This is a genomic window from Paenibacillus septentrionalis (assembly GCF_042659865.1).
GTDB classification, from domain to species: domain Bacteria; phylum Bacillota; class Bacilli; order Paenibacillales; family Paenibacillaceae; genus Pristimantibacillus; species Pristimantibacillus septentrionalis.
This window is the reverse complement of record NZ_JBHSTE010000002.1, coordinates 682,640-704,994: the sequence shown is the minus strand read 5'-3', so window position 1 is coordinate 704,994 and position 22,355 is coordinate 682,640. Positions and strand designations below refer to the sequence as shown.

General features: G+C 43.2%; 18 protein-coding genes and 1 pseudogene. 16 read left to right on the top strand and 3 right to left on the bottom strand.

What is annotated here, in order from left to right:
• Positions 1 to 11 precede the first annotated feature (11 nt).
• Complete coding sequence (locus ACFP56_RS08365) at positions 12 to 1,433, top strand: aldehyde dehydrogenase family protein (protein WP_379233206.1); 1,422 nt, start codon at positions 12 to 14, stop codon at positions 1,431 to 1,433.
• Positions 1,434 to 1,518: 85 nt separating this feature from the next.
• On the opposite strand, the gene ACFP56_RS08360 is transcribed toward ACFP56_RS08365, so the two are convergent.
• The 3 genes from ACFP56_RS08360 to ACFP56_RS08350 form a co-directional block, all read right to left on the bottom strand.
• On the bottom strand, positions 1,519 to 2,595 hold the full coding sequence (locus ACFP56_RS08360; protein WP_379233204.1) for an HD-GYP domain-containing protein: 1,077 nt from the start codon (positions 2,593 to 2,595) through the stop codon (positions 1,519 to 1,521).
• A 125-nt stretch (positions 2,596 to 2,720) separates the two neighbouring features.
• Positions 2,721 to 3,764, bottom strand: a complete 1,044-nt coding sequence (locus ACFP56_RS08355) for a ThiF family adenylyltransferase (protein WP_379233201.1) — start codon at positions 3,762 to 3,764, stop codon at positions 2,721 to 2,723.
• Between the two features lie 54 nt (positions 3,765 to 3,818).
• Positions 3,819 to 4,562, bottom strand: coding sequence for a molybdenum cofactor biosynthesis protein MoaE (locus ACFP56_RS08350; protein ID WP_379233199.1), 744 nt, complete (start codon positions 4,560 to 4,562; stop codon positions 3,819 to 3,821).
• A 100-nt stretch (positions 4,563 to 4,662) separates the two neighbouring features.
• On the opposite strand from ACFP56_RS08350, the gene moaA reads away from it, so the two are divergent.
• The 15 genes and pseudogenes from moaA (at position 4,663) to ACFP56_RS08275 (ending at position 22,346) form a co-directional block, all read left to right on the top strand.
• Positions 4,663 to 5,664 (top strand): GTP 3',8-cyclase MoaA, encoded by a 1,002-nt coding sequence (gene moaA, locus ACFP56_RS08345; protein WP_379233197.1) that lies wholly within the window; start codon positions 4,663 to 4,665, stop codon positions 5,662 to 5,664.
• Positions 5,665 to 5,711: 47 nt separating this feature from the next.
• The gene (locus ACFP56_RS08340; RefSeq protein ID WP_379233195.1) at positions 5,712 to 7,154 is read left to right on the top strand and encodes a bifunctional metallophosphatase/5'-nucleotidase; all 1,443 of its coding nucleotides are present in this window, start codon (positions 5,712 to 5,714) and stop codon (positions 7,152 to 7,154) included.
• A gap of 176 nt (positions 7,155 to 7,330) precedes the next feature.
• The gene (locus ACFP56_RS08335) at positions 7,331 to 8,401 is read left to right on the top strand and encodes an HD-GYP domain-containing protein (RefSeq protein WP_379233193.1); all 1,071 of its coding nucleotides are present in this window, start codon (positions 7,331 to 7,333) and stop codon (positions 8,399 to 8,401) included.
• A gap of 110 nt (positions 8,402 to 8,511) precedes the next feature.
• A complete protein-coding gene (yfkAB, locus tag ACFP56_RS08330; protein WP_379233191.1) occupies positions 8,512 to 9,627 on the top strand; it encodes a radical SAM/CxCxxxxC motif protein YfkAB in 1,116 nt (371 codons plus the stop codon).
• Positions 9,628 to 9,630: 3 nt separating this feature from the next.
• The gene (gene ytvI, locus ACFP56_RS08325) at positions 9,631 to 10,677 is read left to right on the top strand and encodes a sporulation integral membrane protein YtvI (protein ID WP_379233189.1); all 1,047 of its coding nucleotides are present in this window, start codon (positions 9,631 to 9,633) and stop codon (positions 10,675 to 10,677) included.
• 135 nt (positions 10,678 to 10,812) lie between these two features.
• Positions 10,813 to 14,130 carry a phospholipid carrier-dependent glycosyltransferase gene (locus tag ACFP56_RS08320; protein WP_379233186.1) on the top strand — a complete coding sequence of 1,106 codons (3,318 nt, stop codon included), beginning with the start codon at positions 10,813 to 10,815 and terminating at the stop codon, positions 14,128 to 14,130.
• Positions 14,131 to 14,157: 27 nt separating this feature from the next.
• Positions 14,158 to 15,153, top strand: coding sequence for a glycosyltransferase family 2 protein (locus ACFP56_RS08315; protein WP_379233184.1), 996 nt, complete (start codon positions 14,158 to 14,160; stop codon positions 15,151 to 15,153).
• The gene (locus ACFP56_RS08310; RefSeq protein WP_379233182.1) at positions 15,153 to 15,557 is read left to right on the top strand and encodes a GtrA family protein; all 405 of its coding nucleotides are present in this window, start codon (positions 15,153 to 15,155) and stop codon (positions 15,555 to 15,557) included. The genes ACFP56_RS08315 and ACFP56_RS08310 overlap by 1 nt, the downstream gene beginning before the upstream one ends.
• 121 nt (positions 15,558 to 15,678) lie before the next feature.
• Positions 15,679 to 15,831, top strand: a pseudogene (locus tag ACFP56_RS08305) (LuxR C-terminal-related transcriptional regulator); the annotation flags it as partial.
• A gap of 455 nt (positions 15,832 to 16,286) precedes the next feature.
• Positions 16,287 to 16,937: a GntR family transcriptional regulator gene (locus ACFP56_RS08300; RefSeq protein WP_379233180.1), complete on the top strand. Its 651-nt coding sequence runs from the start codon at positions 16,287 to 16,289 to the stop codon at positions 16,935 to 16,937.
• Between the two features lie 13 nt (positions 16,938 to 16,950).
• Entirely contained in the window at positions 16,951 to 17,919 is a 969-nt protein-coding gene (locus ACFP56_RS08295) for a D-2-hydroxyacid dehydrogenase (protein WP_379233178.1), read from the top strand.
• Positions 17,920 to 17,966: 47 nt separating this feature from the next.
• Entirely contained in the window at positions 17,967 to 19,595 is a 1,629-nt protein-coding gene (locus tag ACFP56_RS08290; protein ID WP_379233176.1) for an ABC transporter substrate-binding protein, read from the top strand.
• A 98-nt stretch (positions 19,596 to 19,693) separates the two neighbouring features.
• Positions 19,694 to 20,542 carry a D-amino-acid transaminase gene (gene dat / locus ACFP56_RS08285; protein WP_379233174.1) on the top strand — a complete coding sequence of 283 codons (849 nt, stop codon included), beginning with the start codon at positions 19,694 to 19,696 and terminating at the stop codon, positions 20,540 to 20,542.
• A gap of 11 nt (positions 20,543 to 20,553) precedes the next feature.
• Positions 20,554 to 21,399, top strand: coding sequence for a serine hydrolase (locus ACFP56_RS08280; protein ID WP_379233172.1), 846 nt, complete (start codon positions 20,554 to 20,556; stop codon positions 21,397 to 21,399).
• Complete coding sequence (locus tag ACFP56_RS08275) at positions 21,396 to 22,346, top strand: ABC transporter permease (protein WP_379233170.1); 951 nt, start codon at positions 21,396 to 21,398, stop codon at positions 22,344 to 22,346. The genes ACFP56_RS08280 and ACFP56_RS08275 overlap by 4 nt, the downstream gene beginning before the upstream one ends.
• Positions 22,347 to 22,355: the final 9 nt, after the last annotated feature.

The following is a 22,355-nucleotide window of genomic DNA, read 5'->3' as shown; positions in this document are numbered from 1 at the left end:
AGGAGAACGCTATGAAGCAAAAGCTATATATAAACGGCGGGTGGGTGGAAGGAAGCTATGAAGTTGAGCTTTTCTCACCATTTTCAGGGGACAAGCTCGCTGATATCGCCTGTGCTTCATTAGAACAGGTAGATCAAGCCCTGACCAGTGCCGTTCGAGCCAAGGAAAAAATGCGGATGCTTACCGCATATGAACGCAGCCTTATCCTCGAGGAGGTAAGCAGCTTATTGATGGCGCGCCGGGAAGAGGCAGCAAGATTGATTGCAGCCGAGTCTGCCAAGCCGATTAAGGCTGCGTATGTCGAGGTGGATCGCACAGCGACGACCTTCAAGCTGGCAGCCGAGGAAGCGAAACGGATATATGGGGAGACGATCCCGACAGACAGTGTAGCAGGCGGCGAGAATCGACTTGCGTTTACAAAAAAAGAACCAGTTGGGGTAGTAGGAGCTATTACACCTTTTAATTTTCCTATGAACCTTGTAGCACATAAGCTTGGCCCTGCATTTGCAGCGGGGAACAGTGTTATGCTAAAGCCTGCCGAGCAGACACCATTATCTGCTTTCTTTATAGCAGGCTTGTTTCATGAGGCGGGCTTGCCAAGTGGTGCGTTGAATGTTGTAATTGCTCCAGGCAAGGAAATCGCAGAATATATTGTTAAGGATGAGCGCGTCAACTATATCTCCTTCACCGGCAGCCCCAAGGTTGGCGAGCAGGTAAGAAGCAGCGCGCGTCTGAAGCGTGTAACCCTTGAACTTGGCTCCAATTCAGCAGTCATTATTGATCGTGATGTTAACGTCGCTAAAGTAGCTGCCAGATGTGTAGCGGGTGCGTTTTCCAATCAAGGTCAGGTATGTATTTCCTTGCAGCGCATCTATGTCGTTGAGGACATCTATGAATCCTTTATCGAACACTTTATGCAAGAAATGAGACAGCTTGTGCTCGGTGATCCGCTCGATCCTCATACAGATCTTTCTGCGCTTATTAATCCGGCAGCTGCAGCTAGAGCGCTGGCCTGGGTGAAAGAGGCCATGCAGCAGGGAGCTGGGTTGCTGGCAGGAGGAATTGCAGAAGGTCGCTTGATGCAGCCAACTGTTTTGGTGGAAGTGCCCGAATCAGCTAAGGTTATTCAAGAAGAGGTATTTGCTCCGCTAGTTTGTATTAATCGCGTTTCAAACATCGAGCAGGGAATTGAGCTGGTTAATCAATCGCAATATGGCTTGCAGGCAGGAATCTACACAAATCAACTGGGAATAGCGCTAGATGCAGCAGATAAGCTTCAAGCAGGTGGCGTAATGATTAACGATATTCCGACCTTTCGGCTGGATCATTTGCCATATGGTGGGTGGAAAAGCAGTGGCATAGGCAGGGAAGGCATCAAGTATGCCATGGAGGAAATGTGTGAAACGAAGCTGGTTATATTCAATCGTAATTGACTAACAGCAAATCACATCAAAGATATAAAAAGCAGTGAGCAAATCCGTTTAAGGAACACGTTCACTGCTTGTTTGCTATGAGCAATTAAAAATATACATGCATAATTTCAAGAGAACGCTCCTGCGTCAAGTCAATAAACTCTGAATCTACTTTAATTAGAGGACTAAAGTATTCGGTTGGATGAGTCATAACAATAATGCCGGTACGTCCATCGTTAAGTGTTACGCGTTTTCCGATGAAATTCGGAATCATATGGGCGATAAAAGAATGTGTCACAACAGGGTCAAGCTCGTCAAAGCTTAAACGGTACAGCTCTCTAAGAACAAAGAGCAAGTCGCGTTCTTTTTGATATACACGTGATGAGATCATCGCGCTGTAAATATCAGCAATCGCTATAATTCTGCCATATAGCGATATTTCTTCGCCTTTTTTTCCGTGAGGATAGCCTGAACCATTCATACGTTCATGATGGTCAAGTGCACCTAAAGCAATATTCTCATCTTCGGTTGAGTTTTTAATAATTTCATAGCCGTATGTGGTATGACGCTTGACTTCCTCAAATTCTTCTTTTGTCAGCTTTTCTGGTTTGTTCAGGATATCATGATCGATTTTGCATTTTCCGATATCGTGAAGAAAGCCAGAGTGGCCTACCTTGATGGATTCTTCATCCGATAACCCCATCCAGTTGGCGATATAATAGGAAAGCATTCCAACTTGAACGGAATGCTGATAGGTATAACTGTCAGAGTTGTTCAGGAGAAGCAATAAAGAAACAACATCACGTTCCAAGGATAGGTTATTGATAAGCGGATCAAACTCTGTAAGCGCTTTCTCTGCATTGATTTTATTGTTTTTTCGTGCAGTATCAAATAGATCCTTAACATTGTCGACAACGGTATTATAAATGGGTGTCATATGCGGTAACCATTTTGGCGTAGCTGTTGACTCAAGCGTTCGTTCCAACTGATCAAAATCAATATTACTGTTGCTAGTTAAACTGCGGTCAACTATTTCAATAAAATCGATAGAATGTTGAACCAGTTTACTGATTTCCTTACTGTTCAGAACGGTATTTTTAGATAAAATGTGAAGACCATAGCTATTAAATACGTCTTTTTTTAGCACATCGCTGTCCATAATATCTGTTACATGGATACGCATAGTCCACCTCGCTAGGAATATTACTGGAAATCTGACAAAAGGCAATAATAACCATACTTTAAATATATATTAACAAACAGATAAGGTGTCAGCAACAAAAAATGTGATTTATTACCAACATTTCGTTAAATTTCTACAAGTTTCTTTGTTAGTGTTGCGGCGTAATCGACATCTTCCGTGCCTTGGATCATAATTCTATTGTCCGGAAAGAAGATAACGTTAATCTGATCTGAGAATTTAACCTTCAATAAGTATCGATTAACTTTCACTTCATAGGCTCTGGAAAAATGCTCCTGCAGCTGCTCTAGCGTCATGGAAAGCGGTTTTGCTAACGTCAATTGAATCGTCTCGCGGCCGCATAAGCTTGTGGAGCTAAACTCCTCTGGCTGTTTCAGCCATTGATAGTTGCCTTGTCCACAGCAAGCACAGGTTGCTTGCTGTGCTTGTGCGATCTCCAGCTTCATTAGTTGCATAGTCCAGCTGTCCAATTGTATTAGCTGCTTATTGCAATGTTCTTGCTGACCCGATGCGAGCTTTAACGCCTCTGTAGCTTGTATGGATGCGATCATCTGTACAATAGGTCCGATAACACCCGCTGTATCGCATGTGTCAACAGCACCCAGTTCAGGAGGTTCGGGAAATAGACAGCAAAAGCAAGGCGTGAGACTTGGAATAAATGTGGCAGATGAGCCGCTTGTGCCAACAACTGCGCCATATATCCATGGTTTACGATGTGCAACGCTGTAGTCATTGATTAGATAGCGAACGGTAAAATTGTCGCTGCCATCAATGATAATATCGACCTCATCCAGAAGCTGTTCAATATTGGCGGCATGTACATCGGCAATAACTGGATCAATGTTAACCGTAGAATTAATACGTCGAAGCTTATGAGCAGCAGCTATAGCTTTCGGCATAAACTGTTCAGCATCTTGTTCGTCATATAGCGTTTGCCGATGCAAATTGCTTAGCTCGACAAAGTCTCGGTCTATGATGCGCAAATAGCCGATTCCGGCTCTAACGAGCTGATCGGCTATAGCAGAACCAAGAGCACCCATGCCGATAATGGCACATGAAGCAAGAGATAGCTTTTCTTGAGCACGAACGCCAAGTGTGTGCACCTTTATCTGCTTTCCATATCGTGTCTCCAATTGTTGTGGTTCCTTCATATCGATAGTTTCCTCTAGTTTCTTAGTTTCTTCATAATATAGCGATACTCATGTTTAGTAATCAGAGGCTGGTGCGGTTGGGTCCCAGGGGCCGAGTTGATGACCTTTCCATTCAGAACCATCCTCCCAAATTTCTTTCTTCCATATCGGTACGATCTGCTTTAATCGCTCAATAGCGTAGCGGCTTGCTTCATAGCAATCAGCTCGGCGAGCCGTAGCAACTGCGATCACTACACTAATTTCTGCAAGATCGACCTGTCCGATCCGATGAGTAATTGCGACCTTAGCGCCTTCCCACCGTTCTGCAATTTCTTCACCGATTTGCTGCATCATTTTAAGCGCCATCGGAATGTAAGCCTCATAGTGTAGATAGACGGTTCGCAAGCCTTCCGTAAATTCACGAGTCGTGCCAACAAACAGCAAAGTAGCGCCACAAGCGGGAGTTATCACTTTATTCATCACTTGCTCTACGTTGATCGGCTGATCGGTAATGGAATACACATCAAAGTGTGACTCTGTGTGCCGCTCGGGTTCTGTGTTGCTTTCTCCACCTGAAACAGGAGGAAGCAGCGCTAGCTCTTCGCTTGCATAAACTAGCTGATCGTCTCTGCGATAGGCTTGATTCGCCGCAACGAAACAGCTTTTTAATATGCGCTCCTGCTCTGGAAACTGCCCAATAAGCAGCTGTTTCAGTTCGTTGGCCAAAAGCTTCTCTTGTTCCAGCTCCAGTGTTATATCAGCTTGTCCGAAGCGCTGGGCAAGACCTGCAAAAAGTTGAAGTTTCCATATGTATGTCATAATCTACCTACTTATCATTGTAATCTTAAGTAGTTATAGCATACCATAATCAACGGAAAAATGTTATGCTTAAGAGTATCATAAGAAGGGAAGTGACAGCATGCAGCCATTAACGGACTCATTCGGAAGAGTACATAATTATTTGCGAATATCGGTTACGGATCGCTGTAATTTGCGCTGCTTATATTGTATGCCCGAAGAAGGAGTGGAGTTTGCTGCTTCGGAGTCGCTTCTATCTTACGATGAGATTGAAGAGATTGTTCGAGCAGGGGCGAAACTTGGGATTACGAAGCTTCGAATTACAGGCGGTGAGCCGCTGATCCGACCTGATTTGCACGTATTGATTGCAAAACTATCTGCTATTCCTGGCATCGATGATATCGCATTGACGACTAATGGCATATTTTTGGCCCAGCAGGCGAAGCAGCTTAAAGCTGCAGGCTTGACTCGAGTAAATATAAGTCTAGATACGCTTGATCCAACCCGATTTAAGTTCATTGCTCGCAATGGAGACTTGAAGCGTGTATTGGCAGGTATAGAGGCTGCTGCTGAAGTAGGATTTTCTCCAATTAAGTTGAATTGTGTGTTGTTAAAAGGTGTTAATGAGGATGAAATTTCGCAATTTCTGAAGCTTGCATACGAGCAGCCGCTGCATGTCCGATTTATTGAATATATGCCAATTGGACATGCTGATGAAGGATGGAAAAATCATTATTTACCGTTATCAAGAGTGCTGGAGATCGCAGAGGAACAAGGCTATAAGATCCATGAAAAGGATGAGGTAAAAGGGAACGGTCCATCTGAAAACTGGGAATTTAATGGCGGTGTTGGTTCCTTTGGACTTATTCATCCGATTAGCGACCATTTTTGCAAAAACTGCAATCGATTGCGGTTGACGGCAGATGGACATTTGAAGCCTTGTTTGTATTGGCAGGAAGAGTTGAACGTGAAGCCAATACTTGGTGATGAACAAGGACTTCTAGACATGTACTGGAAAGCGATGGCGGTTAAGCCGGAAAATCATGAAATGGCGGCTAAGCTGAAGGACGGCGAGCAAAGCCATGTTCCAACAAGTCGGCGCATGTCTCAGATAGGTGGATAGCTGCTTATTGTCAGACGGTGAAGCGCAGTTGTAGTGGAGGTAATGATATGGCATATAGCGAACACTCGGAAATTTCCAAGGAGGTCGTTATTTTTCATAGTAATGATCTGCATAGCAGATTGGAGCAGGCGGCTAAAATCGCTTCAATTATTGAAGAGGGACGCATCAGGCACGGCAAGGAGCATGTGATTGCGGTCGATCTAGGTGATCATATGGATCGTGCTCGGATGGAAACAGAGGGTACAGATGGTTTTCTGCATCGCGATATTTTGCAGGGGACTGACTACGATATCGTTACCCTTGGCAATAATGAAGGGCTGACCTTCACAATCGAGCAGCTTGATGCTGTATATAGCTCGAGCTCTTTTCAGGTCATATGCAGTAATATTGAACGAATAGACGGGACGATGCCGAAATGGCTGACACGGTCCACCATTATCGAGCGTTCAGGGCTGCGGATTGGATTTGTTGCAGCTACGGCGCATTTTGTACAGTTTTACAGGTTAATGGGCTGGGAAACACTGGAGCCGATTGAAGCAATTAAACAAGAGGTTGAACGGATTCGTTCTGCCTGCGATGTCATTGTACTGATGTCGCATCTAGGCATTGTCTATGATGAGCAAATTGCCGACGAATGCGAGCATATCGATATTATTTTGGGCTCGCATACGCATCATCTGTTTGACCCACCGAAGCTTCGCAGTGGAACGCTGCTGTGTGCTGCGGAGAAATTTGGTTCCTATGTTGGCAAGGTCGTAATCTCTTATGATGAGCAGCAGAATAAAATAGCGATAACAGGGGAGGTCATCCCAACAACTGCGCACCCTGAGCATACAGGGATTATGGGTGTTATAGCAGATGGACGAAAAGATGCGGAGCGCAAGCTTTCCAGAGTCATTACTGTATTGCGAGAACCGCTTGAGGTGAGCGATCACCGGGAATCCCCGCTTGCAAATTTGCTGGCTATTGGCTTAAGAAATTGGTGCGACGCAGAGATCGGAATAGTTAATTCTGGTCAGCTGCTTGGCAGCCTTGCAACAGGTCCGGTTACAGCAGGAGAGCTGCATGCGATATGTCCATCTCCGATTAATCCTTGCCTCATGCTCATTAAAGGGGATGAACTGCTGCTGGCACTGGAGCAATCGCTGCTTCGGGAATATCAGGATTTTAAGCCTAAAGGCTATGGATTTCGCGGAGAGCAGCTTGGCACGCTTGCTGTTGATGGCTTGAGGGTATATTATTCGTTGGAAAATCCACCGCTTGAACGTATACTTTCCGTGCACGTGAATGGAGAGATATTGGAACGCGAGAAAATCTATCGAGTCGCAAGCATCGATATGTTCACTTTCAATGTAGGCTACAAAAGTTTGGCTAATTATCAAGAGGTTCAATTCTTTTTACCAGAATTTATCCGTAATATTATGGAATATGAGCTAAAAAGTGCTGCAAATATTACGGATTGCAAAATAAAAAGGTGGATTAAAAACTAATATTATGAAAGTTTAATAAATCTATCTGAAATCTGTTGCTAAAACCTTAACTTTATTTTAAGTTATTTTAGTAGGGTTTGATACCGCTCGATAACAGAGTGAAAGTAACATATAGTTAGCCTACAGAAGGGATCGGAAGTATGCGTCTGCTCACCATAAAGCAGTGTCGGCCAGGGATGAAGCTGGCAAAAAAGATTTTCACAGAAGATGGGATTGTACTCCTTGGGGAAAACATGGAGCTGACCGCTAGATTAATTGCTAGGCTTGAGGCATGCAATGTTCAATACGTGTATATTCACGATCCTCGTACAGATGATATTCAACATGATTCACTTATTAGCGAAGAGACCTTTCGTCACGCAGTCAAGGAAATTCGAAGGAATTTTTCAGTGATGATGGAACCCGTAACGAATCAGCGAGGGTCAACAAGACCATTTATAGCAAAGCCTTTAAAGGAAATGATGGGGCTTATAATTGATGATTTATCCAACAATAAGGATGCAATGATCATGCTGATGAATATGGGGATAGTTGACAAATATTTGTATCAGCACTCCTTAAATGTATGCGTGTATACAACGTTGTTAGGCATTAGTCACGGCTATTCTCGTGAGGAAACGATCCATCTTGGCCTAGGTGCGCTTCTTCATGATATAGGGAAAACGAAGGTTGATGAAGATATATTAAAAAAGCCTGATGTGCTGACTGCTCAGGAATATGAGGAAATGAAGCAGCATACGACCAGAGGCTTTGAAATATTAAAGGAAGAGCCTAATTTCCCGCTGTCTATTGCGCATTGCGCTCTACAGCATCATGAGCGTATTGATGGAAGTGGATATCCGCGTGCCCTGAAGGGCAATGAAATATTGGAGCATGCGAAATGGATTGGCATCGTGGACTCTTATGATGCGATGACTACTTCTCGCGTATACAGCAGCCCGATGCTGCCACATTTGGCATTGGAACGGCTATATGCTGGCTCCGGGACCTTGTATGAGCAATGGATGCTCGCGCATTTTAGAGATAAGGTTGTTATATATCCTATAGGCATTACTGTCACCCTGCATACTGGTGAAACAGCAGTCGTCGTCGATTTTGATCCGAGCTATCCTCACCGTCCGATTGTGAGAGTAATCACGAATGAGTTCGGTGAGAATTTGGCTGTGCCGTATGAGATTAACATGTCTAAGGAGCTAAGCATTATGATCATCAAGGTTAATGATGATTCGATATCATTAGCGAAATAACCGCCGTACAGGCGGTTTTTCTTGTTGAAAAAATAGAGTGCATTGATTCTATTAAGCAGGGCCTATACAATATACTTGTAATAATTGAATAATAAGGTGCGATTACGATAATGACTAAAACTTTAATTCCGTTGTCTCCAAGCTATGATCCGTGGGAAACGATACATTCTCTTGAACAGTATGGAAGACATCGTTTAACTAGTGTCGAAATGACAGTCTCCAATTTGTGCAATATGCGCTGTGAGCATTGTGCAGTAGGAGATACGCTTGTCCTCAAAGAACCGACTAAAATACCGCTTGAGCTTATGATTCAGCGTCTGGAAGAAATCAAGGAGCTGAAAACGATCAGCATAACAGGCGGAGAGCCGACATTTATGCAGAAAACGGTTGATGAGTACATCGTTCCGCTGCTGCAATACGCAAGAAGCAGAGGTCTTCGCTCACAGATCAATTCGAATGTGACGCTGCCGTACGAGCGCTATGAGAAAATAGCGAACTACTTGGATGTGATGCATATTTCATTCAATTATACGGAGGCTAAAGATTTTCATGAGGTTGGATTTGCCAAATCTGGGCATCCTGTACCATTAGAGGTTGCTGAAAAGCTATATGATCGGATGATCGACAATGCCAAACGATTAAGTGATGCGGGCGTGCTAGTATCGGCTGAATCGATGATTAATTACCGAACGCATGAAAAAATTTCTCGTATTCATGAACTGATTGTGGAAATGGGCTGTCAGCGACATGAGGTGCATCCAATGTACCCAAGCTCCTTCGCAAAGGATTTGCCGATGCTGTCGAAGGAGGATATGCGTAAGGCAATTGAGCGATTGCTTGCCACAAGAGACCAAAGCGTCTGGATGCTGTTTGGTACGCTGCCTTTCTATCATTGCAGCACAGATCTGGAAGAGCGCAAGCTGCTCAAGCGGTTAGCTTCTGAAAAAAATGTAACGGTTCGAAATGATCCCGATGGACGCAATCGATTAAATGTAAATCTGTTTACAGGTGACGTATTTGTTACTGATTTTTCAGATGTTTCTTCGTTCGGGAGCATTTATCAATCAAAACTTGATGATATATTCGAGCAATGGCTTCAGCATCCGCTTGCACAGAGTGTGAATTGTCATTGCCCTGCGGTTTCCTGCTGTGGTCCTAATCTACTCGTTAAGGATATGTACTATAAAGACGTAGATTTCCTAACGCGACGCGCAATAGAAGATTAAATAATGGGAAGTGATCCTTTGTCCGTACGCGCTATGCTCTCGATTGCAGTAGCATTAGGCTTTCTGTACCTGTCATTCACGGCAGGCGCACCTTTTTTGCTAGCTATTGTTGTTGCAATCTTTTTAGAGCCTATTAACGGTTTTTTTATGAAAAAGCTTCGTTTTAATCGACTTGTCTCTGCCGTCATAACATGTACGCTGTTTACGGTTGGTCTGCTTGGTCTGATGTTTCTTATTGGACTAAAGGTATTGAATGAGGTTATTGCCTTCGTGGAACGTTTGCCTCGCTACTTCTCCAATTTAAGCTTGATTGCAAATGATTGGTTGACACAGCTTCGCAAAACGTATGAAAATTTACCTCCTGAGACGGTAGAATCGATTGAGCAATATGTCATGACCTTGCTGGATTGGCTGACTAAGCAAGCAATGGGGCTATCAGGCAAGCTAGGTGGGATACTGTCGAGTGTTCCAAGCATGTTTATTTTCTTTATCGTATTTATTGTAGCGGTATATATGTTTAGCTTTAGCTTGAATACGCTAAAGGAATCGGTGCTTTCGTTTTTCCATGAAGAATCGAGAGACAAAGTAAGTACAGTTATTGAAAGTCTTAGAAGATCAATCTTCGGATTTTTACGTTCTCAACTTATTTTAAGTGCCTTAACCTATATTATTTCACTGGTTGGCTTATTGGTTTTGGATATTAGATATCCGCTTGCTATTGCCTTGTTGATTATTATAGTGGATATTATGCCAATTTTGGGTACCGGCTCTGTGCTTGTGCCTTGGGCGATCTATTGCTTGTTTGTAGGGGATGTGTTTACAGCAGTTGGTTTGCTGCTTCTATTCCTAGTCATAACGGTGTTCAGAAGAATTGTCGAGCCTAAAGTATTAGGTGATTCTGTCGGCATTAGTGCGCTTTCGGTTCTGATCAGTCTGTACGTAGGTCTGGAATTGGTAGGACTTATTGGCGTATTTCTTGGTCCGCTCGTAGTTATTATTTATAAAGCTTGCAGACAGGCTGGCATTATTCCAACCTCGATCAAGCTATAACAGGTCTAAAATATATAGACGCATTCGCTATTTCTTACAAGATAGCCGAATGCGTCTATTCATTATTTATTTTTTGTGAATCGTGGTATAGTATTAGAGTGTTCAACTAGTAGATAATGAAAAGGAGTCATATTCATGAAGCAAAGGCTCATTGCATTGATGCAGCCGCAATCGACTAGAATCGTAACGACATCCATGCTATTGGTTGCACTAATGCTGTATGCACTCCCGGCGTTTGCGCAGGAGACAGAGGCAGTACCTCGCATTTCAATTCTAATTCCTCTTTTTTCCATTGGGTTATATTCATTATTCATACTGTTTAACCATAATGTGTTTTTTCGAGACTACAAGCTTCATGAGACATCCATGCTGGAAAAGCGTGTACTTCTAATAGGTGCAGCGCTTGGCGTTGGTTTTCTTCTCAGATTGTATTTGGCTGCAACGAATGAGGGCTATGTGAATGACTTGGCCTTATTTCATTATTGGGGCAACTATGCCTTTCGTGAAGGTCTCCTGAACCTTTATCATGGTGATTTCTTTTTAGATTATCCTCCTGGTTATATCTATGTACTGTATGTTATAGCTGCTTTGCAGCATGTGTTTCAGATTACATATGGAGGAGCTGAATTTCTTGTATTGTACAAGCTCCCGACGCTCCTCATTGATATAATTGCTTCTTATTACATATACAAGCAGGCTATTAAAAAGCTCTCCTTCCCGATATCGTTTGGACTGATGCTGCTTTATTTGTTTAATCCTGTCGTGCTTCTAGACGGTGCTGTCTGGGGGCAGGTCGATTCCATTTTCACGCTTCTCATTGTGGTCAGTATCGGGCTGTTTATAGATGGGAAAATGAGCAAAGCCTCGTTTGTATTTGCACTGGCGGCGTTGACGAAGCCGCAGGCCTTTATCTTTATGCCGGTCGTTTTGCTTGCCCTACTGTACAGCAAACGCTGGAAAGCCGTTGCGACTTGTGCCGCATGGGGCTTTGGCACCTTCTTGCTGTTTTCGCTGCCGTTGTTTCTTAGGGGCGGTGGCCTACTTCAGCTCATTGACTTGTATCGGGGGACGTTGTCCTCTTATTCCTATGCGACGTTGAACGCCTTCAATAGCTATATGCTGCTGAACTTCAATTGGGTTTCGAATGATCACACATTTGCAGGCGTGCCTCTGGCTGTTTACGGTATGCTTGCTGTTTTTGCTGCGGTTGCGTATGCGGCTTATATCGGTCTGATGGCAAAGGCGAAGCACCGCGCATTGTTTTTTGTCGGCGCTGCGCTGATCGTCATTGTTTTTATGTTTGTAACGAAAATGCATGAGCGATATATGTTTGCAGCGATTATGCTGCTTATTATGGCATTCATCCAAAGCGGTGATCGTCGCCTCCTGTATATCAGCTACGGCTTTACGATGACGAACACTCTCAATCTGTATGTTGTGCTTGCCTTCAGCAATACGACGACATTTGTGCCTAATGATGGAGTTGCCATTCTATGCTCTATTGCAAATGTGGTGATGACGCTGCTTCTGCTCTACGTTGGTCATGATGTCTATGTAAAGGAGCGTATCAAAAGGCTGCAAACTCGTGAAAAGCCAGAGCAACTGGAAAGCGCACAAAAGCTTGTCTTGTCTGTGAAGGAGACTGAGGGGAAGCTGCTGGATCCGTGGCGTCACATTGGTATGACTCGCAAAGACTGGATGATTGTCGGTGCCGTAACGGCAGTTTACATCGTGCTTGCACTTTTCAATCTCGGAAGTATGAATGGTCCGAAAACGGTTTGGCAGCCTGCGACGAATAATGATTATATTGTGTTTGATCTCGGCGAGTCCAAGCCGCTGCAGCGCGTTATTAGCTTCGGCGGTGTAGGCAGTGGCGAGTATCGTTATTCTTTTTCAAACGATGGGGTAAACTGGAATGGCGAACAGACGATCAATCATGATCATGTTGCAGTGTTTTTATGGAAGGAAGCGGATCTTGCCATTACTGCGCGATATATGAAGCTGCAAGCAGCAACGACAGGCTTCAGCCTGCATGAGATCGGTATATTTGAGCAGGGCTCAGAGACGCCGCTACCACTGCGCATTTCCGATGTACATGAGCCGCAAGGAGCTGCGCGTGGTGCCGCTGCACATTTAATAGATGAACAAACGATAGTCCCATACCATCATACTTATATGGTTGGCAGCTATTTTGATGAAATTTATCATGCACGAACTGCTTATGAGCATTTGGAGGGGCTTAAAGCCTATGAAAGCACACATCCACCGCTTGGCAAGCTGCTTATTGCCATTGGCATTCAGCTATTTGGCTTAAGCCCGTTTGGCTGGCGCATAGTTGGTGCGCTGTGTGGTGCAGTGATGCTGCCTATTATTTATATGATGGCTAAAGCTATTTTGCGAAAAACCTCCTATGCAGCAGGTGCGATGCTGCTGTACGCGGTTGATTTTATGCATTTTACTCAGACGAGGATCGCGACGATTGATGTGTATGCAGTGCTGTTTATTATGCTGATGTTCTATTGTATGAATCGTTATTTTGCTATGAATTTCTATCGTGATCGGCTGCTGAAAACCTTCATTCCGCTAGGACTGGCGGGGATGTTTTTCGGCTTAGGCACAGCCTCCAAATGGATTGTGCTATATGGTGGAGCGGGACTTGCAATTATGCTTGTAATCTCCTTAATTCGCCGCTATCTGGAATACCGAAGCGCAGGCTTCCTGCTGCGCAGTGGAGATGCTGAGCAAGCTGGGGGACTGGAGCTCAGTGAACAAGCGCGTTCGATACGGAGCAAATTCGTACCGTATACCATTTCTACGATTGCGATATGCGTATTGTTTTATATCGTGATTCCTTTCGGCATCTATGCGCTAGCGAATATCCCTGTGCTTAAGCCGCTCGAAGGTGGATTTAGCATTAAGGCGCTAATTGACTATCAAGTAAATATGTTCAACTATCATAGCAATCTTGTATCTGCGCATCCGTTTTCCTCGACGTGGTGGGAATGGCCATTTATGAAACGGCCTGTATGGTATTTCCTTGATTCTGCGCCGATGGAGGGTATGCGTTCTACGATTGCGGTATTGGGTAATCCGTTAATATGGTGGATTGGAATTTTTACGATGCTGGCTACAACAATTATTAGCATAAGGCGCAACGATCAGATGGCTTGGATGCTTGGTATCGCTTATTTTTCACAATATGTACCGTGGATGCTTGTGCCGCGCGAAACGTTCCTGTACCATTATTTTGCAATGGTGCCGTTTATGATCGTGAGCATTTTGTATATATTTAAGCTGCTGGAGGAGAAGTACAGATGGAGTCGCTACGTACGCTATGCTTATATTAGTGCTGCGGTTGTATTGTTTGTAATGTTTTACCCTGTTCTGTCGGGTATGCCGGCCCCAGAGAGCTATATTATGCTGCTGCGCTGGTTTCCTTCATGGGTATTCTAGAAAACGATGAATAAAAGGAGGCAAACGATGTCAGGCTCGTTAATAAGCGTTATCGTCCCGATGTACAACGAAGAGGAGGTCATCGGAACAACGTTTACACGACTTAAAGAAGTAATGGACTCAACTGGTGATCGTTATGAGCTGATTTTTGTCAATGATGGCAGCAAGGATCGCTCTGCGGTAATTATTCAAGAGCTGTCGTTGCAGCACAAAGAAGTCGTTCTAATCGATTTCTCGCGAAACTTTGGTCATCAGATCGCAATCACTGCTGGGATGGATTATGCGCGTGGCGATGCCATTATTATAATAGATGCGGATCTGCAGGACCCGCCTGAGATTATGCTGCAAATGATTGCAAAATGGCGGGAAGGCTATGAGGTTGTCTACGGTAAACGAATTAAACGCAAGGGCGAAACTTGGTTTAAGAAGGCTACTGCGAAGCTGTTCTATCGTACATTGAACGCATTGACCAGCGTGGATATACCAACGGATACGGGCGATTTCCGATTAATAGATCGAAAAGTATGTGATGTGCTGAAGGGACTTAAGGAGAAAAATCGTTTTGTGAGAGGCTTGATCAGCTGGATCGGATTCAAGCAAACGAGTGTAGAGTTCGTACGTGAGGAACGCTTTGCCGGTGTAACAAAATATCCGCTGAAGCGGATGATCAAATTTGCGCTGGATGCGATAACGTCGTTCTCGTATAAGCCGCTGCGGATTGCAAGCTATATAGGGTTTACGATTTCATTTGTCAGCTTTATTTATTTGTTAATCGTGCTATATCAGCGTTTATTTACGAATACGACTCAGGTCGGCTGGGCGAGTATTGTCGCAATCAATTTGCTATTTAATGGGATTATTTTAATACTGCTTGGTGTCATTGGAGAGTATATCGGGCGAATTTATGAAGAAACAAAAAACAGACCGCTATATATTGTTCGTGAAACAATCAGACAGGACGAGCAATCGCCCGTAGCGGATACGCATGTGAAGCTCCAGAGCGGCCAGCAAGAGGAAACATAATGGAAGAGCGAAAAGTATTGCCTGGACAGAGAAGCCTGCTGCAGTTTATTTTGTTTGCTGCTATAGGGGGGCTGAATACAGCAGTGGATGTAGCTGTTTATTGGCTGCTGCTTCAGCTATCCGTTCCTTATATAGTGGCGAACATCGCTGCCTACGGTGCAGGCATGTTAAACAGCTACATATGGAATAGCGCTGTGACGTTTCGTTCAGCAATTCGTCGCCCACACGCCGTCAGGCTGCGATTTGTCATCTGGAATCTGCTGACGCTGCTGATTTCGAGCCTGCTCATTTTACTTATGGTGGAGAGTGTGGGTTGGTCGGAACTGTGGAGCAAAGTGATAACGACCATTCTTATTGTTGTGCTTCAGTTCCTTGGTACGAAGAAATGGGTGTTTCGTCAATGATTGGCCTACGCCTATTTTTGTCTGAGAGGTAACAAACATCTCGACTTAGACATATTATATGTTGACTGTATCCCTTGACCTTGGTAAACCATAACACCCTGGCAAGGAGGGCTGAAACACATTGAGGGACAACGACCATAAAAGCAAGTTTCTTTTAACTCATCGCGAGCGCGAAGTATTTGAACTCCTCGTGCAGGATAAGACGACAAGAGATATTGCTCAGCAGCTTTTCATTAGTGAAAAAACTGTACGCAACCACATCTCCAAGGAGATGTAGTTAGAAATACGCTAAATATATAATTTTGGAGTTCACCTCCTATCTTTCTTTGGTAAAGTTTGATCATTTTACCTATTCAAGATTTGGGGTGAAGCTCCTTTTTTTATGTTTAAATTACTCGGCTTCAACAAGAACTTAGATATATGAAAATGATTTACATTTAAATTAATTTCGAATTTTATAAAATTTATATGTCTGCACAGATCGATTGAAAAGGTTGAACATATTTCTTTTTTGGAAACTCCCCATCAGACTCAAATTCGTGTAATAAAACGTTACATTAAATTGAAGTTTTCTAGTTGAATGGCTAATTCGATTGTTTGTGCTTTGTTTATTTTCACAAAAAAATAGGTGTTATTTCGTATTTGTCAATAAATATACCTTATTGCGTAATATAAATTAACTTGATATAAATAATATATAAAATATTTTATAGAATTTGGGTGAGTGTAATGACCGTACAAGGAGTAAGTAAAGCGCAAATTGCGTATCAGTTTATTTATGAACAAATTGTTGACGGGTCCTACCGGTCTGGTCAACGGCTTATCGTTGATCATATAGCCAGCCAAACCGGATTAAGTCAGAGTCCAATAAGAGAAGCAATACGAAAATTGGAATCAGAAGGTTTTTTAATTAACAAGCCTTATTGCGGTGTGATTGTAGCTTCAATGGAACTTAGTGAAAGCATTAATCGAATGCACGTGCTCGGTATATTGGATAGCAGCGCAGCGGGTCTTAGTGCTCCGAACTTATCGTATGAAGATATTCGGGAACTGGAGAACATCAATAAGGAGATGAATGCCTGTATTGAATTGCAGCGATATCAGAACGCAGGCAAGCTTGATAGACAGTTTCATAATGTTCTGAACAGTCGTTGCCAAAATGATTTCTTGTTGCAATCCATTCAAGATCAGACTGCTATTCTGGAAACGATTCGTGAGCTGAATATTATGTTTTATCCAGTTAGACTTTTAGAAAGTGTAAACGAGCATAGACAAATCATAATGAATATTAAAGAAGAGGCGTTCGATAGCATTGAACCATTAGTAAGAGTGCATATGATGAACTCGATAACAGCTTATTCAATTGCAATGGATCAATAAAGGGGGTAAAGCTTTGAGTAAGCCAATTGTTTATATACGCTGTGAGCAAGCAGAGCCGTATCTTGATCGAATAGCTTCATTATCTAAGGAAGTGATTGTCGAGCCTTGGGTTGCGGGACAAGCAATGCCACCAATGGACGTTGATCTTTCAGAGATTGATGTGGTGCTAACAAGAGGATTAATCGATAATATGAGCTGGTTACAGGAAGCAAAATCCTTAAAGTGGGTGCATTCTCTGACTGTAGGGGTAGAGAAGCTGCCGCTTCCAGCGCTGGCTAAGCGAAACATTGTCGTTACCAATGTAAAAGGAATTAACGCAATCCCAATAAGCGAGTATGTACTTGCAGGTATTTTAACCTATGCTAAAGGCTATTTTGAGTTTTGGAGTCAGCAGCGGCAACGGATATGGCAAACCAGGGAAGTAAAAGAAATAAGCGGAAGCACAATCGCGATTTTAGGCTTCGGTCATATTGGACGAGCTATTGCGGAACGAGCAAAAGCACTGGGGATGATTGTAAAGGCAATGGGGCGTTCTCAGCACGATTCATCCTATACAAGTCTGGTTGATGCTTATTTTGTTAATGAGCAATACAGTGAAGTTGTTGCTGATGCCGACTACGTCGTCAATTGTCTTCCTGAATCTCAGGAGACGTTCTGCTATATGAATGAATATCGCTTTTCTCTATTAAAAAAAGGGGCTCTGTTTATAAATGTTGGCAGAGGCAGTACAGTCGATGAGCATGCACTGTTGCTTGCTGCAAAGGAACATCTAGGAGGCGCAATTCTTGACGTGTTTCAGCAAGAGCCATTGCCGGAAAAACATTTTTTCTGGAATAACCCCCGAATATTCGTGACACCGCATAATGCCTTTGCTTCTCCTAAGCATTGGAGCCGTGTTTTTGAACAGTTTCTGCAAAATTTAGTTCGATATCAGCAGGGAATGTCACTTGAAAACACGGTTGATCCAGCCAAGGGATATTAAATAAATAAAAGTCGGAATATTCCGACAAAAATGGATGGAGGGTTATAATGATGAAGTTTAGAAAGACGAAAATGGTAGTAATGGGCTTGACTTTGCTTGCTGTTCTGCTTGCAGGATGCGGCAGTAAAACAGGGAATTCTGGAAATTCCGGCAATACGAATGGTGCCAGTTTACCCACAGCTTCACCTGAAGCTTCTAACAATGTAGAATCCGTGGCAAAGGAGCTCAGAATTGCTTTTAATGCTCAACCAACGACGCTAGATCCACACAAAACGACAGCCTGGATTACAAAGGATGTGTCTCGTCCGATTTTTGAAACGCTGGTAGCAGCAGATGAAAATTACAGCGTTACACCTTTGCTGGCTGAAAGCTTCGATGTAAGTGAGGATGCAAAAACGTTTACGTTTAAGTTAAGACAAGGGGTCAAGTTCCATAATGGCAAGGAAATGAAGGCTGAGGATGTTGTTGCTTCTATGAACCGATGGATCGCATCGACTACGGTAGGTGCCGCGACCTTTGGCGATGCAACATTTACCGAAGTTGATGAATATACTGTTGAATTGGTGCTGGATAAACCGTCTGGAAATGCTTTGCAGGTCATGATTAATACGAATCAATACGCAGCCATTATGCCTAAAGAAATTATTGAAGCTGCAGGTGAAGGACTAATTGAGGAATATATCGGTACTGGACCGTACAAGTTCCAAGAGTGGAAACAGGATCAATATATTAGTCTAGTTCGTTATGATGAATATGCTTCTTCTGCAACAGAGGCATCTGGTGTAGCAGGTAAGAAGGAAGCTCCAACAGAGACGCTAATGATGGAGTTTGTAACAGATGCATCTACGCGCATTGCTGGTCTGAAGAGCGGTCAGTACGATATTGCCGTTGAATTGCCGCCGGATTATTTAGGTCAAATTGAAGGAGATAGCAATCTTGCTTCATACGTCAGCTTTGCAGGATATAATCCGCTTATTATGAACAACAAGATGGGTGTACTTTCAGATGAAAAAATACGTTTAGCTATTGCCGCTGCATTAGATGCAGAAAAAATTATGATGGGTGCATATGGAAACAAGCAATTTTATCGTACCGATGGCGGGTTAATGCTTCCAGAGCAAACAGATTGGTATACGGAAGCTGGGCTTGAAAACTATAATCAGAACGATCCGGAGAAAGCGAAGCAATTGCTTGCGGAAGCTGGGTATAACGGCGAACCGATTAAAATGATGACGAGCCGTGAATATGAGGATTTGTATAATTCCAGTGTTGTTGTAAAAGCACTGCTCGAAGAAATTGGAATGGTTGTAGACCTTCAGTTATATGATTGGGGGACTGTAGTAGGCAATCAGCCAAAACCTGAAGTATGGGACATGTTTATTACGACTTTTTCCTCTAAAACTGATCCTACGCAAATTTTGTTCCTTGATTCGAGAAATCAATGGGCAGGCTGGCATAGTAATCCAATGATCGATGAGTTGCTTGATAATATTCGTCAGTCAACGAATCAAGAGGACTCTAAGAAATGGTTTGAAGAGATTCAACAAGAGTTTTGGAACACAGTTCCAGTCTATAAAATCGGTGATAAATATACGATGACAGCAGCGCATAAAAATGTACAGGGTTTTACGTACTTCGAAGGACCTGTATTCTGGAATGCACAAAAAGCTGAATAGACGGTAAAGAATTACGCTTTATTCTCAAGTCTGCTTGAGAATAAAGCGTGATCTTATTAGCATAGCATAGGCGGATACACAAATAAGGAGCTGATACGATGCAATATGTTTTAAGAAATGATGAAATTCTGCCTAGAGATCTAGTACACATAGATATTGAAGATAGAGGGTATCAATTTGGTGACGGCGTATACGAGGTTATCCGTTTCTATGATGGAAAGCTGTTCCATATAGAGGAGCACCTGAATCGATTGCTTGGCAGCTTGTCGTCAATTGAAATCGCATTACCTTTACCGGTTGATGTCATGTTAAGCAAACTGCAGGAGCTTGTAGAAACTGCTGATTATAAGGAGGGGAAAATATATTTACAGGTTACAAGAGGAGTCCATCCACGAATACATTCGTTTCCAGAAGGAGTCCCTCCATTGCTTATCGCTTATTGTAGTGAAGCAAAGCGTAATTTCGAGCAGTTGGACAATGGCATACATGCGATTGCTGTGCCGGATGATCGCTGGCTTCGTGTCAACATTAAGTCGCTAAATTTATTGCCGAATACGATTGCAAAGCAAAAGGCGGCGGAGAGGGGAGCGGTAGAGGCAATCTTTGTGCGGAACGGTATTGTCACCGAATGCAGCGCCTCCAATATTTATGGAGTAAAAGATGGCAGCATTTACACCCATCCAAGTAACCATCTGATTTTGAATGGGATTACAAGGCAAGTAACGAAGAAATTAGCAAAGCAAGCAAATATACCATGGATAGAAGCAGAATTTACACTAGAGGATTTACAGGCGATGGATGAAGTGTTTGCGAGCAATACAATTATTGAAATCTGTCCTGTATTAAGTGTAGCAAATGTTCCAATTAAGGATGGGAAGCCTGGAACTGTGACAAGAGAGCTGCAGAAGTTGTTCTCAGACAAGATTGCTAGGTTTAGAGAGCAGTAAGGAGATGCGATATGAACAAAGAGCAGTTGCTAGAGAAAATCACTGCCTGCACAGCAAATAATGGCGTATGGGGAGTCGTTGTTGAAAATGTGGCTACAAAACAGAGGGTTGCTCTTAATGAGAATGTCGTCTTTAACGCTGCGAGTATTATTAAGCTGCCTATTATGGCGGCTGCATACGCAGAGGTTTATAACAACAAAATACAGCTGGACGAGCGTGTCTTAATTCGACAATCAGATCTTGCGATGGGATCAGGTGTTATTCAATTTCTAAATCCAGGCGCGACATTTACAATATATGACCTTATCGTATTGATGATTGTCACCAGCGATAATACAGCAACAAATCTATTAATCAATATGATAGGCCTCGATAGAATTAATGAAATCATGCAAGTGCTGGGCATGAAAAATAGCAAGCTGGAACATCGGCTTGGCCTGCTTTATACGGGACAACAGTTGCGCAATGTCATTACAGCAAACGATGTTGCCTCTATGCTGGCGATGCTCGCAGAAGGGAAATTTTTGCATAGCTATGCGTGCCAGCAAATGATATCGATTATGCAGAAACAGCTGTATAGAGATGGGCTCCCTCGGTATTTTCAAGGCCGCAGCAAGCAGCTTGCCACTGAGTTGCCTGACTGGGAATTCGCTAATAAAACAGGTTGGATCGCTGGAATACAGCATGATGCCGGCATTTTGCAAACGACTCATGTAGGTGTGCATACCATTACTGTTCTAGCCAACTACGAGAGCACACAGGCTGTGGCGCTCGAGCAGATTGCTGAGATAGGAAAATACGCCTTTGCATACATTGAAAGCAATGAAAATGCTCGTGAAAGAGGGGAAACACCATGATCGGATATATCGCGAAACGACTACTATCCTTGATTCCAATCTTATTAATAGTAGGCACGACAGTGTTTTTTATCATTCATCTCACGCCTGGTGATCCTGCAAGCATTATGCTGGGCCCTGAAGCCTCTCAACAGCAGATTGATGACCTGAAGGCTGAGCTGGGACTGGACAAGCCAATTCTTATTCGATTCGTGCAATGGATCGGTGGCGTGATAACTGGAAATCTAGGTGAATCCTACTTTATGAAAATGTCTGTAGCGACAGCTATTTCAGAGCATTTTGGTCCGACATTGTCGCTAACTATATGTGCACAATTGATTGCGTTGATTGTAGCCATTCCCTTAGGCATTATTGCGGCCAAAAAGAAGGGCTCCATCACAGATCAAGCAGTTATGGGGGTATCATTTTTAGGAATATCAACTCCAAGTTTTCTAATCGGTTTATTTTTAATTTTGTTATTTGCTGTGGAGTTGCAATGGCTGCCTGCATCTGGTTACAAAACCTTGGAGAGCGGTCTTTTTAGTCATTTGCAGTTTATGATTTTGCCAGCAATCTCCCTTGGTTTCATGCAGGCTGCATTAATTGTCCGCATGACAAGGGCAACGATGCTGGAGGTGCTGAATCAAAGCTATATTGAGATTGCGAGAGCTAAAGGAGTAAGTGAAATCATTATTGTTTTGAAGCATGGTTTCCGTAATGCAGCTATTCCTATTCTAACGGTGGTAGGACAGTCCTTTGCCTTGCTTATTGGCGGCGCAACGGTAACCGAGACCGTATTTAATATTCCAGGAATCGGCCAATTAATCGTGAATTCAGTTGAACGTCGCGACTATGAAGTGATTCAAGGCGTCGTGCTTGTCATCGCTGCTTTGTACGTGGCAATAAACTTATTGATCGATTTGCTCTATGGATTATTGGATCCTCGTGTTCGATTAAACAACAGGTAGAAGGAGGTT